The following is a 13,665-nucleotide window of genomic DNA, read 5'->3' on the forward strand; positions in this document are numbered from 1 at the left end:
CGAATCAGCTGTGCCGCTCGGCGATACCCCGGGACCGGCAGCAACTCGCCCGCCGGACAATGTCACCGGACCGGGATCGGCTCGTCCACAGGCTGATGTACCGGAACCCGAGGCGATCCCGCCGACCCCCGACAGCGAACCGCGAGAAGCCTTCCGACCGCAGTCCCGCACTCCCGCTGCGGATCCCAACGTCGTCCGCACGGGTGTCGACGTCACTGAACCAGCAGCGGCTCGCCCGCTCAACGATGTCACGGAATCAGGAGCGGGTCATCCGACGGGCGATGTCACGGTATCCGCAGCGATGCGTCCGCTGGGCGATGTGACGGGGCCAGGTTCGGTTCATTCACAGGTCGATGCACGAGGATCCGCCGCTGTCCGCCGGGACCCCGAGAGTGCACGGCGAGAGGCGGCCCAGTCCCAATGCCCGGCCCCCGCTATGGAACCCACTGTGGGTGGCATGGGTGGCGACGCTACTGGACCAGAGGCGATTCGTCCGCTGCTCGATGTCGCGGGGCCAAGGGGAGCCCGTCGGCAGGCGGGCTCCGAGCCGTTAGGTCCAGACCCCGATAGCGCACGGCTAACGGCCCAGCGCTCGCAGTCTCTGCCCTCCGTTCCGGAACCCACTGCGATCGACACGGGTGGCGACGCTACTGGACCGGCTGCGGTTCGTCCGCCGGGTGATGTTGCAGAACCAGAGTCGGTTCGTCCGCAGGTCGATGGACCGGGACCAAACGCGGTCTATCCGGACGCTGATAGCACGCGGCAAGGCGCGCAATCTCTCACCCCCACACCAGAACCCAGTCCGGGTGGCAATGCCGCCGGACCGGCAGTGGTTCGTCCGGTAGGCGATGCAGCGGAACCAGACGTGGCTCGCCCGCTGGTTGATGTACCGACTCCAGCGGCGGTCGAGCGGGCCACTGATGGTGGAGAGCAGGAGGCGCCACGATCGGAGTTCCTCGCTCCCGCCGCGGAATCCACCGCGATCGGCGCAGGTGGTGCCGCTAGTGGGCCAGCCGAGGCTCTTCCGCTGGGTGATGTCACCGCCGCTGCCGAACCCACTGCGATCGCGGGTGGCCCCGTCGCTGGACCGGGCGTGGTTCGTTCGATGGGCGATATCGGGGGACCAGAAGTGGTTCGTCCGCAGGTTGAAGTGTCGGGACCGGAGACGATCGATCCGGACACGGACCGCGCATCGCGAGAGGCGCTGCAGCCGCGGTTCTTCGAACCTGCAGCGGAAGTTAGTGTAACCCGCGCAGGTGGCGACGCTGTTGGACCAGTAGCGGGTCGTCCGCTGGCCGATGTCGGGGGACCGGGGGAGGTTCGTCCGCTGGCGGGACCAGGGGAAGTTCCTCCGCGTGTTGATGGGTCGGGTCTCGACGTGGTCGGTCCGGATCCCAACAGCGCACGGTTCGAGGCGTCGTGGGCGCAGTCCCTGCCCCATGCTGCGGACGCCGGGTTGATCAGCGCGAGTGGCGGCGCTACCGGACCGGCCGCAGACCGTCCGCTGGGTGATGTCAGCGGGCCAGGGTTGGTTCGTCCAGCGGCTGATGGACCGGGACTCGCCGGGGACGGTCCGGACTCTGACAGTGCGCGGTTCGATGCTTTGCGGTTGCAATCCCGCGGCCCCGCTGCGGAACCCAGTGTGATCGGGGCAGGGGGCGACATTGCCGGACCAGCAGGTCCGGATCCCGATAGCGCGCGGCTGGAGGGGCATCGGTCGCAGTCCCTCGAGTCGGCTGCGGGGGTACCGCATCCGCAGGCCGACGGTCGGGAGTCTGCGGCGGGGTGGAGGCAGGAGTCGGCGGCCGAGGTGGCGGTGCGTCCCCGGAATCATGCCGTGACCGAGCCTCCGGCGCACCAGATTGCGGTGGAGATGGCGGCGCGGCATGAGTTGGAGATCACTGGATTCCATGCGGCGCGGGTCGATATCTACGCGGTGCGGGAGATCGCGGCGGCCATCGATGACATGCTCGGAAAGTATCCGATTGCATTGCGGGGCATTGCGATCACCGATCCGGACGATGGTGTGGGTGCGGTGCGCGGGGGCTCGTCGGAGACGCCGCGGTCGAAGTCCCGGGCGATCTGGATGGTTCTGCATGGACCCACTTTGGCGACGCTGGTTCCGCCGACCGGCAATGCGCCGCCGCGAAGGTGGCTGCGCAGAAGGCGCACTGCCGACCGGCCGGTGTACGCGGCGGTTGTTCGTGAATTCGGTTGTGCCCTCGAAGTCGCGGGTGACTTTCGTGCGCGTCAGGAAGCGCAGCGCAGGTTGGTCACCGAATCCCTGCGTGGCGGTGCCGATCTCGCTTACAGCCCATTGGATCCGGGACCCGCATTGGTCGATGCGTTCACCGAGGTCGCACTCTACGGCGATCGTGCGGGGAAGTTGGCGAAGGCATTGCACGACATGCTGGTGAAGATGGCGGGAGCCGAGACCACCGATCTTTCGGCATAACCGCGTCGATGCCCTGCCCCACCGCCGCGTGAGATCCTGGTGCGGCGGATTCGGGTGGAAATCGGTGAGCCCTCGGCCGAACGCGATCGAGCGGTCGATGCGGTCGCCGAGATCCTGCCGGACCCCGAATCCCTGTGACAGGTGCACAGTTCTGGGAGCCAACCGCATGTACGACCCCGATGAGGACATCAATCGGTTTCTCGCCCAGCAGGTGGGCTGGTCGTGGTTCGACGACCACCTGCTGTACACGTGCGGGGTAGTGCAGCTGCTGAGAACCGGACGGTTGCCGGAGTTGCCGCCGCGGCCGACCCGAATCAGGTTGGAACGAGGTGAGCTGCCGCTGGCCGAGGGACCCGCGGTGTGGTGGGAATGGCGCGCCGTCGGCGACGGCAGCTGGGACCGCAACCGGATCGCCGCCACCGGGTCACTGGGCTTCGTGGCCGCGGCACATCTCGGCAATGCCGCGTTCAATCATGCGCGACGACGTCGAGCCGAGCAGGACATGCAACCGCGGTGGGTCGCGGATCCGCCCGCCACAGTGGTCGTTTCCGATCAGCGGATGTATTTCATCAACCCGCAGCAGTCCTGGTCGATGTACTGGTCGGGCTTGGATCAGGTGGATCTGCTCGGACCCGACCGCGTCGGCTTCAAATATGTCCTCGATGACGGCACCCCGGCAACGGTGCAGGTGCAATGCCCGTGGGCCGCACTCGTATTCACCATTGCGGCACATGGACACTTCCCGCACCACCCGACATTGCTGTCCGGCGCCTGGCTGCCCGAGGGCTTCGAGGAGAAGTGTCACCTCGCGGGCAAAACATGCCCGAAGGTGCGCCATCCACCGCGATAGCGACCGGTCGGTCGTGCGAGAGGCCCCGGCTCCGCGCCGGGGCCCCGAGGGCTCCTCGTACTAGGCGCGAAGTGGTGTGAGGTCACCACCGATGTGGGCATCGGATAGGAAATCGGGGAGGGTGACCGACAGCCTCGAGCTGACTTCTCCCAATCCGGACAGCAACGCCTGCACCGGCTGGTTGCCGGTAGCTCTGATCATCATCGGTCCGGGCTGCAACCCCTCGATACGTAGTCGGCATACGTAGCTGGAATCGGTCGATGAAAATGGCTGTGGCGCACCGACAGTAACCAGCACCGATCGGCCGCGTCGCTGAATCTTCCTGGTAACCAGCACTTTCCCAACCCCAGTGGTCATAGCGAAATCGTATGGCCTGTGTTGGGTTTCGCCTCCTGCGCATCGGCGTGTTCGAGATCTCGGCGTGTCCCGGCCGCGCTATCTCGCCGCTACCCCGGCGAGTGGCAGGTCTGCGCCCAACGCCCATGTGGTTTTGCGGGGAGATTGCCCGTGCGCTGCGGACGATCAAGCGGAAGGAGCTTACCGACTCCCTTCCGTTACCAACATATAGCGCACCCCGGGGCTTGCGGCAAGACCCGGGTCATGCTGCAGAATCGCTGGCCGAGTCCAGAACCGGCGGAAATGGGAGTACCGAATGCGTGTGTTGTTGTCGACGTATGGGTCGCGCGGGGATGTCGAACCGATGGTGGCACTCGCGATGCGGTTGCGGGCACTCGGCGCGCAGGTGCGGGTGTGCGCGCCGCCGGACTTCGCGGAGCGGTTGGCCGAGGTCGGTGTGCCCATGGTGCCGAGCGGCCCGTCGATGCGCGAGGTAGCGAGCGGGCCGAAGAAATGGGAACCCGCGGACCTGCCGCAGCGGGCGGCCGAGTTGGTCGCCGCGCAGTTCGACGCGCTCGCCGCGGCGGCCGACGGATGTGCTGTGGTGGTGGCGACCGGGCTGTTCCCGGCCGTGGCCGCCGCGCGGGCCGTGGCGGAGAAACTGGACATCCACTTCGTGTATGTGAGCTTCTTCGCGACCATGCTGCCCTCGCCGCACCACCCACCGCACCAATGGCCGGGTCGGCCATTGCCGCCGGATGTCACCGACAACCGGGTGCTGTGGGACCTGAACGCCCAGCACATGAACGAGCTGTTCGGCCCGGTGGTCAACGCCCACCGGGCCTCGATCGGCCTGCCACCGGTGGACAATGTCCGCGATCACGTCTGCACCGACCATCCGTGGCTGGCGACGGACCCGGCCCTCGGCCCGTGGCAGGAGACCTCGGACCTGGAGGTGGTGCAGACCGGTGCCTGGATCGTGCCGGATGAGCGCCCGCTCCCGGCCGAATTGGTGGCCTTCCTGGATGCGGGCACACCACCGGTCTACGTGGGCTTCGGCAGCATGCCCATGCAAGCCGCGAATGACATCGCCCGGGTGGTCATCGAGGCGGTCCGCGCGCAGGGCCGCCGGGTACTCATCTCCCGCGGCTGGGCCGACCTGGCCCTGATCGACGATCAGGACGACTGCTTCGTCGTCGGCGAGGTCAACCAGCAGGCGCTGTTCGGCCGGGTGGCCGCCGTCGTGCACCACGGCGGTGCGGGCACCACGACAACGGCCACCCGCGCGGGCGCGCCCCAGGTGGTGGTGCCTCAGCTGGTGGACCAGCCGTACTGGGCGCGTCGGGTGGCCGACCTCGGCATCGGTGTGGCACACGACGGTCCGACGCCGACCACCGAGTCCCTGTCGGTCGCGCTCGCGACGGCCCTCACCACCGAGACCCGTGCACGAGCGGCCACCGTGGCCAGCACGATCCGCACCGACGGCGCGACGGTGGCCGCGCAGCTGCTGGTCGACGCGGCCGCCCGAGAAAGGCCGCCCGTGTCCGCATGAACCACACGGCATTGTCGAGCCAAGGAAAGGGAGGGTACGTGTCAACTCAGGGATACGAAGACGAATTGCGGTCCGAGCGCAGCTATGTGGCCGAGCTCTACACGCGGCTCGATGCCGAGCGCGCGCGGGCGAAGGGCCGGTACAGCGCGGCGTTGCGCGGAAACGGCGGGGCGCTCGTCGAACGCGATGCCGAGGTGCGCGCGCTGGCCAAGGAGGTGAAGCGGCTGGACGTGGCCGACAACGGGTTGTGTTTCGGCCGGTTGGACAGCGTGTCGGGCGAACACTCCTACATCGGCCGGATCGGGCTTTACGACGAGGAGAACGAGTACGAACCGCTGCTGCTCGATTGGCGGGCGCCAGCGTCGCGGCCGTTCTACGTTGCCACCGCCGCGAGCCCGGAGAGCATGCGTCGACGCCGCCAGTTCCACACCCGCGGGCGGCGCCTGGTCGATTTCACCGACGAGCTGCTCGGCCGCCCCGGTGGTGCCGAGCGCGGGGACGCGGCCCTGCTCGCGGCGGTCAACGCACCGCGCGGTGCGGGGATGCGCGACATCGTGGCGACGATCCAGGCCGAACAGGACCGGATCATCCGGCTCGATCACCCGGGGGTGCTGGTCATCGAGGGTGGTCCGGGCACCGGGAAGACCGTGGTTGCGCTGCACCGCGTCGCATACCTGCTCTACACCCAGCGCGAGCGGATGGAACGCCACGGTGTGCTCGTGGTCGGGCCCAATCCGGCGTTCCTGAACCACATCGGCCGCGTGCTGCCGTCGCTGGGCGAGTCCAATGTCGTGTTCATGACCACCGGCGACCTCGTGCCCGGTCTGCGTGTCACCGCCGAGGACACCGCGGAGGCTGCGCGGCTCAAGGGCTCGCTGAAGATCCTGGATGTGCTCGCGGCGGCGATCGCCGATCGGCAGCGCCTGCCGGAACATCCGCTGCCGATCGAAATGGCGGATGTCACGATGCGTATCGACGCCGAGACCGCGCAGTGGGCCAGGGAGGAGGCGCGTGCCAGCGGGCTGGCGCACAATGCGGCCCGCACGGTGTTCCGCGAGATCATCACCTACGTGCTCACCGAACGGGCGATAGCCCGGATCGGCAAGGGCTGGCTGACCCGCTCGGACCGCGAGGCATGGGAACAGCTGCGGGCGGACCTGCTCGCAGAGCTCGCCGACAACGAGATGTTCACCGCCGCGCTCGACGCACTCTGGCCGATACTGACGCCGGAAACCCTATTGGCACAGCTGTTTTCGTCGCCCGAGCGGCTGCGAGCGGCGGGCGCCGACGGGGCGCTGTTGCGTGCCGATGGCGCCGCCTGGACGGTATCGGACGTGCCGCTGCTCGACGAACTGTTCGACCTGCTCGGCCCCGACAAACCGGCCGACCGGACCGCCGAGCGGGAACAGCAGACCCAGGCCGAGTACGCAGCCGGGGTGCTGGACCTCATGATCAGCCGCGCGGACCACATGGACGATGAGGACCATCTGTTCGCCCAGGACCTGCTCTACGCCGAGGATCTGGCCGATCGATTCCTCGAACGCGACACCCGTGAACTCGTCGAACGCGCTGCTACAGACCGGGATTGGACCTACCGGCACGTGGTGGTCGACGAGGCCCAGGAACTGTCCGAAATGGACTGGCGGGTGCTGATGCGGCGCTGCCCGAACCGATCCTTCACAGTGGTCGGCGATCTCGCCCAGCGCCGGTCGGTGGCTGGCGCGACTTCGTGGGACACCATGCTCGAGCCGTACGTGCCCGGACGCTGGGTCTACCGGTCGCTGTCGGTGAACTACCGCACTCCGGCGGAGATCATGACCGTCGCCGCCGCGCTACTCGCCGAGTTCGCACCCGCGGTCCAGCCACCGGAATCGGTGCGCGCCTGCGGCGTCCAGCCCTGGTCCAGGCAGGTCGCCGAGAACGAACTGTCCACTGCCATAGCGGAATTTGTACGGGACGAAGCCGGCCGCGAAGGCACCAGCGTCGTGATCGGACCACCCGGTGTGCCCGGCACGGTAACGGCATCGGAGACCAAGGGCCTCGAGTTCGATGCCGTCCTCGTCGTCGAACCGGAACGAATCCTCGCCGACGGCCCGCGCGGCGCGGCCGAGCTCTACGTCGCCCTCACCCGCGCCACCCAACGCCTCGGCGTCCTCCATCAGGGTCCGCTACCGCAGGCCTTGACCGGACTCGCCGAATACCGAACACCCGGTCGGGCCGTAACCCAGCGGTCGACGTAGCGACTCGCGCACGACTGCCCCGCTGAACTGGAGAGAAAGAGGACCGCCAGCATGGCGCTCGGCGGCCCTTTCTCTCCGGTGTTCGTGTTGACGAGTGCGGGAGCCGTGTTCGTTCCGTTGCGGGCGGTATCGGGTGTGCGTGTCGGAGCGGGGGAGTGATCGGTAGCGAGTACAGTCCCGATCCGCATGGGTTTTGCAAGCCGTCTCGTCACCACTATGGATCGTCGTGTACCAGAGGCTGTGCAGGAGGGCTCACGCAATGTCTCAGCGGGTTTTGCTGCTCAGCAGCGCCGAGAACGGGCTTACCCGGCGCGCGGCCGCCGCGCTGCGCAGGGCGGGACGGGTGGTGCGGACCGAAGTTGTCGCCGGTGCCGGTGAGATGGATGCCGCGGTCGCTCGCGCGGATTTCGATCTCATCATCTGCCCATATCTGAAATCTGCTGTCCCCGAGCGCATCACCAGTCGCTGGACAACGCTGACCATCCATCCCGGTCCGGTCGGCGACCGTGGTCCGCACTCGCTGGATTGGGCGATAACGAATGCCGAACCGAGGTGGGGTGTTTCGGCGCTCACCGCCGTTGCCGAGATGGACGCGGGCCCGGTCTGGGCATTTCGCACGTTCCCGCTGCCCGGCGGCCGTACCAAGAGCGCCCTGTACAACACTGTCGTCGCCGATGCTGCGGTGGAATGCATTCTCGAAGCCGCCGATAAGGCATCCGATCCCCGATATGTGCCGGTCGATCAAGCGGACGCGCCGCGAGAAATTCGCGACGCACGCCCCAGACCGGCGATGCGGCAATCCGACCGGGCCATCGACTGGGCCGATGATGCCCACACGATCGCGCGGCGGATCAACGCCGCGGACGGCTCCCCGGGCGTGCTCACCACGCTGCACACCCATCCCGTTCACGTGTACGACGCCCATCCCGGGAAACGCCTCGGCCACATCGGCGAGCCAGGAGCTATCGTCGGTCGTGCGCACCACCGCATCGAAATAGCTTGCGGCACGGACACACTCTGGATCGGCCACCTCCGCGCGAAAACCGCTTCGGACGGCTGCAAAGGCCCCGCGACCAATGTGCTGCACCGGATGGGCTACCCGATCCTGACCGTTCCGCGAAACACCGCGGCCACCGTCGGTGACATCCACTACCACCGCGAAGGTGCAAGCCCGATTGCGACCATCACCATCGATGCCTACAACGGCGCATTCGACACCGTTTTCTGCCTGCGCCTCGCCGACGCGATCCGGCACGCGGGACGGGAAGGCACCGACGTGCTCATACTGCGCGGGACCGACAACCCGCACTGGTGCAACGGGATCCACCTGGGAGCCATCGAACATGCGGTCGAACCGGCCCGCGAGGGCTGGGCGAATATCACCGCGATCAATGCCGTATGCCGTGCGTTGCTGGAGTGCACCTCGCAGGTCACCATTGCCGCACTCACCGGCTCGGCAGGTGCCGGTGGGGTGATGCTCGCCCTGGCCGCCGATATCGTCGTGGCCCGGCAGCGCGTCTTGCTGAATCCGCACTACGCGACGCTCGGGCTCACCGGTTCCGAGCTGCATACCTTTACCCTGCCCCATCGGGTCGGGCCTGATCGTGCCCGTGAGCTGCTCACCGATTGTCCGAGCCTCGATACCGTCGAGGCGCACCGTTCGAATCTCATCGATCGCGTCGGTCCGGACCGCGAATTCGATTGCTGGCTCGACGACCTCGCCCGGGAGTACTGCCGTCCTGCCGTGTGGGCTGCCGCCATGCAGGCCAAATGGGCCAGGCTGAATATCGATCTGCCGCCCGGCCGAATCGAGGCGATCTTGACCGAGGAACTGGCGCAGATGTCGGCCGATCTCTTCGGCGACCGCTACGGATTCGCGGCACGGCGTCATGCCTTCCTCCGCAAAATCCCGCAACCCGCTCCGGTCCGGGTGCCGCGTGAGGTCTGACGCCCGGGACCGGCATTGGATGCTGCCGGGTTGCCCAAGGTTCGACAATATCGCCCTGGTCTACTGCAGTTTCGTCGATTTCCACCGCAATATCGATTTGCTTCGGAGTAGCCTCGGAATAGTTCTTCTCGACGAGAGATGAGCCGCGATGCATGAGATGGCGATAACCCAGAGTGTCATCGATGTGGTGAGTGAGCATGCGGCGGGCCGAATGGTGCACAGTGTCACCGTCGAGGTCGGTGCATTGTGCGCCGTCGTGCCCGACGCCATGCAGTTTTGTTTCGAACTGGCAGCCGAGGGGACCCTCGCCGAGGGGGCGCGTCTCGATATCCGCACCGTTCCGGGCAGTGCGCATTGCCGGGCCTGCGGTGCCGATTTCACGCTGCCGGATCTGATCTTGTTGTGCGCATGCGGCAGTTCCGATGTCGAGATCAAGTCCGGAATGGAACTACGAATACGATCCATGGAGGTGAGTGACGCATGTGCGCAACCTGCGGATGCGACGAACATTCGGCCGGCGTGATCACCATCCCGCATGAGCATCCGCATCAACACCCGCACGGAGACGAACACGTGCACGAGCACGACGTTGAACACGGCGGTGATCATGTACATCTCCCGGTCACCGACACGGTGACCCTCGAACAGAAGGTGCTCGCCAAGAACGACCAACTCGCACAGCAGAATCGAATACGCCTCCGGGAGCGCGACATCTTGGCGCTCAATATGACGAGCTCGCCAGGGGCTGGAAAGACCACGCTGCTGGTGCGCACGGTCACGGAGCTGCGCGAGATGCCGATGGCGGTGATCGAGGGCGATCAGGAGACATTGCTGGATGCCGAGCGGATTGCCGCGGCCGGTTGCCGTGCCGTGCAGATCAACACCGGCGCCGGTTGTCATCTGGACGCGGAGATGGTGCGGCACGCGCTCGATGTCCTCGATCCGGAGCCGGGAACGATGTTGTTCGTCGAGAATGTCGGCAATCTGGTCTGTCCGGCCTTGTTCGACCTCGGTGAGCACGGCAAAGTGGTGGTTATCTCGGTGACCGAGGGTTCCGATAAGCCGCTGAAGTATCCGCACATGTTCGCCGCCGCGAGCCTGGTGATCGTCAACAAGATCGACCTGCTGCCATTCGTCGATTTCGATCTCGATCAATGCCGCGAATATGCGCATCGGGTCAATCCGGGGCTAGAGTTCATAACGCTCTCGGCAGCCACGGGCGAAGGTGTTTCGCGATGGTACGAATGGCTTTCCGAACGCCGCCGGACCGTGTCGAGCCCTATTGAGGGCACTGTGCGTCAAGCCTAGACTGACGTGATCGGAATCACATTAGCGGTCGGTTCTTGGTCGAACCAAAGGACGCGACCACATGTAATTCGCTTCAGAAGGGTGGCTGACAATGCCGACTCAGGAAGCAGTCAAAGCCGAAGATACGTTGATCCATGTTCTCTGGATCAACGCCGGCCTAAGTTGTGACGGTGATTCAGTGGCGCTGACTGCCGCCACCCAACCCAGCGTCGAGGAGATCGCACTCGGAGCACTTCCGGGGCTGCCGAAAGTTGCCGTCCATTGGCCACTGATCGATTACGAATGCGGCCCGACCGGGGGCGCCGATGACTTCCTCGAGTGGTTCTTCAAGGCCGATCGCGGCGAAATCGAACCGTTCGTCCTGGTCGTCGAGGGGTCGATCCCGAATGAGCGACTCCACACCGAGGGCTACTGGTGCGGGTTCGGCAATAACCCCGAGACGAACCAGCCGATGACCACCAGCGAATGGATCGACCGCCTGGCCCCGAAGGCCACCGCTGTCGTAGCCGCGGGGACCTGCGCCACCTACGGTGGCATCCACGCGATGGCGGGCAACCCGACCGGCGCGATGGGTGTGCCGGACTATCTCGGCTGGGAGTGGAAGAGTAAGGCCGGGATCCCGATCGTCTGTGTGCCGGGCTGCCCGATTCAACCGGACAATTTGTCGGAGACGCTGACCTATCTGCTCTATATGGCGACCGGTCAGGCGCCGATGATCCCGCTGGACGAGTCGCTGCGGCCCAAGTGGTTGTTCGGCGCGACCGTCCACGAGGGTTGCGACCGAGCGGGCTATTACGAGCAGGGCGATTTCGCCACCGAATACGGATCGCCGAAGTGCATCGTGAAATTGGGTTGCTGGGGTCCGGTAGTGAAATGCAATGTGCCCAAGCGCGGTTGGATCAACGGCGTGGGCGGCTGCCCGAATGTGGGCGGTATCTGCATCGGCTGCACAATGCCCGGATTCCCGGACAAGTTCATGCCGTTCATGGACGAACCGCCCGGTGGCAAATTGTCGTCTGCCGCTTCGGGGCTGTACGGCTCCGTCATACGCAGCCTGCGCCACATGACCGCTCGCACGGTCGACAAGGAGCCGGGCTGGCGGCACAAGGGCGACAAGCTGGTATCCGGCGCGACTCGGACCTGGTAGGAGGACCTTACGATGACCGAGATCATCCCGCAGCCCTCACATCGCAAGATCGATCCGAACGCCCTCGTCGAGATGGCGTGGGATCCGATCACCCGAATCGTGGGCAGTCTGGGCATCTACACCAAGATCGACTTCGAGAATCGCGAGGTGGTCGAGTGCCACAGCACGTCCTCGATCTTCCGTGGCTATTCGATCTTCATGCGCGGCAAGGACCCTCGCGATGCCCACTTCATCACCAGCCGAATCTGTGGCATCTGCGGTGACAATCACGCCACGTGTTCGTGCTACACCCAGAACATGGCCTACGGCGTCAAGCCGCCGAACCTCGGCGAGTGGATCGTCAACATGGGTGAGGCCGCCGAATATATGTTCGACCACAATATCTTCCAGGAGAACCTGGTTGGTGTGGATTTCTGCGAGAAGATGGTTTCCGAGACAAACCCCGGGGTGTTGACGAAGGCGGAGCGGACGGAGGCGCCGCACGCGCAGGACCACGGATATCGCACCATCGCCGACATCATGCGGGCGCTCAATCCGTTCACCGGTGAGTTCTATCGGGAGGCGCTGCAGGTCAGCCGCTATACCCGTGAGATGTTCTGCCTGATGGAGGGCAGACATGTGCATCCGTCCACGCTGTACCCCGGCGGCGTCGGGACGACGGCGACGATCCAGTTGATGACCGACTACATGTCCCGGCTGATGCGCTATGTCGAGTTCATGAAGAAGGTCGTGCCGATGCACGACGATTTGTTCGACTTCTTCTACGAGGCGCTACCCGGTTACGACCAGGTGGGGCTGCGCCGCACCATGCTCGGCTGCTGGGGCTCGTTCCAGAATCCGGAGTTCTGCAACTTCAACTATAAGGATATGGAGCAGTGGGGCCGGAAAATGTTCGTGTCCCCGGGTATTGTGCTCGACGGAAAGCTGATCACCACCTCCCTGATCGATATCAATCTGGGTCTGCGAATCCTGCTGGGCAGCTCGTATTACGAGGACTGGACCGATCAGGACATGTTCGTCAAGACCGACCCGCTGGGTAATCCGGTGGACCGGCGCCATCCGTGGAATCAGCACACCAACCCGAGGCCGCAGAAGCGCGACCTGGAGGACAAGTACAGCTGGGTGATGTCGCCGCGCTGGTTCGACGGCAAGGACCATCTGGCACTCGATACCGGTGGCGGACCGCTGGCCAGGCTGTGGACCACCGCGCTGGCCGGCCTGGTCGATATCGGCTACGTGAAATCCACCGGCCACAGTGTGCAGATCAACCTGCCGAAAACGGCGCTCAAGGGTCCGGTCGAATTGGAGTGGAAGATTCCGGCATTCGGCAGCAATACGATCGAACGCAACCGGGCGCGCACCTACTTCCAGGCCTATGCCGCGGCGTGCGCCGTGCATTTCGCGGAGCAGGCTCTCGCGGAGATCCGGGCGGGTCGCACCAAGACCTGGGAAACGTTCGAGGTTCCGGACGAGGGGATCGGCTGCGGGTTCACCGAGGCCGTGCGCGGTGTGCTGTCCCACCACATGGTGATCAAGGACGGCAAGATCGCCAATTACCACCCCTATCCGCCGACGCCGTGGAATGCCAGCCCGCGCGATAGTTTCGGCACGCCGGGCCCGTACGAGGATGCGGTGCAGGGTCAGCCGATCTTCGAAGAGAACGACCGGGAGAACTTCAAGGGCATCGACATCATGCGCACCGTGCGCAGTTTCGATCCGTGCCTGCCATGTGGCGTGCACATGTATCTGGGCAATGGAAAGACGCTGCAAAAGCTGCATTCCCCGACCCAGACATTCACGCCGGAGTAACCCGAGTCGAACCGGAGGCA

General features: G+C 65.6%; 10 protein-coding genes. 9 read left to right on the forward strand and 1 reads right to left on the reverse strand.

The genetic code is table 11. The annotated features are described in order from the left end of the window. Nucleotides 1-1,837: 1,837 nt before the first annotated feature. Entirely contained in the window at nucleotides 1,838-2,455 is a 618-nt protein-coding gene (locus tag ABZW16_RS15035) for a hypothetical protein (RefSeq protein WP_354956076.1), read from the forward strand. Between the two features lie 166 nt (nucleotides 2,456-2,621). Next, entirely contained in the window at nucleotides 2,622-3,305 is a 684-nt protein-coding gene (locus ABZW16_RS15040; RefSeq protein WP_354956078.1) for a hypothetical protein, read from the forward strand. 60 nt (nucleotides 3,306-3,365) lie between these two features. Here the strand turns inward: ABZW16_RS15040 and ABZW16_RS15045 are convergent, their stop codons facing one another. Next, a complete protein-coding gene (locus ABZW16_RS15045; protein WP_354956080.1) occupies nucleotides 3,366-3,662 on the reverse strand; it encodes a hypothetical protein in 297 nt (98 codons plus the stop codon). A 295-nt stretch (nucleotides 3,663-3,957) separates the two neighbouring features. Here ABZW16_RS15045 and ABZW16_RS15050 point away from each other — a divergent pair, with 295 nt between their 5' ends. The 7 genes from ABZW16_RS15050 (at nucleotide 3,958) to ABZW16_RS15080 (ending at nucleotide 13,645) form a co-directional block, all read left to right on the forward strand. Then, nucleotides 3,958-5,193, forward strand: coding sequence for a glycosyltransferase (locus ABZW16_RS15050; RefSeq protein ID WP_354956082.1), 1,236 nt, complete (start codon nucleotides 3,958-3,960; stop codon nucleotides 5,191-5,193). A 38-nt stretch (nucleotides 5,194-5,231) separates the two neighbouring features. Then, nucleotides 5,232-7,433 (forward strand): RNA polymerase recycling motor ATPase HelR, encoded by a 2,202-nt coding sequence (gene helR / locus ABZW16_RS15055; protein WP_354956084.1) that lies wholly within the window; start codon nucleotides 5,232-5,234, stop codon nucleotides 7,431-7,433. A gap of 259 nt (nucleotides 7,434-7,692) precedes the next feature. Then, on the forward strand, nucleotides 7,693-9,381 hold the full coding sequence (locus ABZW16_RS15060; RefSeq protein WP_354956086.1) for an enoyl-CoA hydratase-related protein: 1,689 nt from the start codon (nucleotides 7,693-7,695) through the stop codon (nucleotides 9,379-9,381). Nucleotides 9,382-9,529: 148 nt separating this feature from the next. After that, nucleotides 9,530-9,904, forward strand: coding sequence for a hydrogenase maturation nickel metallochaperone HypA (hypA, locus tag ABZW16_RS15065; RefSeq protein WP_354956088.1), 375 nt, complete (start codon nucleotides 9,530-9,532; stop codon nucleotides 9,902-9,904). Further along, nucleotides 9,862-10,689 (forward strand): hydrogenase nickel incorporation protein HypB, encoded by an 828-nt coding sequence (hypB, locus tag ABZW16_RS15070; protein WP_354956090.1) that lies wholly within the window; start codon nucleotides 9,862-9,864, stop codon nucleotides 10,687-10,689. The genes hypA and hypB overlap by 43 nt, the downstream gene beginning before the upstream one ends. Before the next feature lie 91 nt (nucleotides 10,690-10,780). Then, nucleotides 10,781-11,836 carry a hydrogenase expression protein HypE gene (locus ABZW16_RS15075; protein WP_354956092.1) on the forward strand — a complete coding sequence of 352 codons (1,056 nt, stop codon included), beginning with the start codon at nucleotides 10,781-10,783 and terminating at the stop codon, nucleotides 11,834-11,836. 12 nt (nucleotides 11,837-11,848) lie between these two features. Beyond that, nucleotides 11,849-13,645 carry a nickel-dependent hydrogenase large subunit gene (locus ABZW16_RS15080; protein ID WP_354956094.1) on the forward strand — a complete coding sequence of 599 codons (1,797 nt, stop codon included), beginning with the start codon at nucleotides 11,849-11,851 and terminating at the stop codon, nucleotides 13,643-13,645. Nucleotides 13,646-13,665 lie beyond the last annotated feature (20 nt).

Source organism: Nocardia sp. NPDC004604, from assembly GCF_040609795.1.
In the GTDB taxonomy this organism is placed as follows: Bacteria; Actinomycetota; Actinomycetes; order Mycobacteriales; family Mycobacteriaceae; genus Nocardia.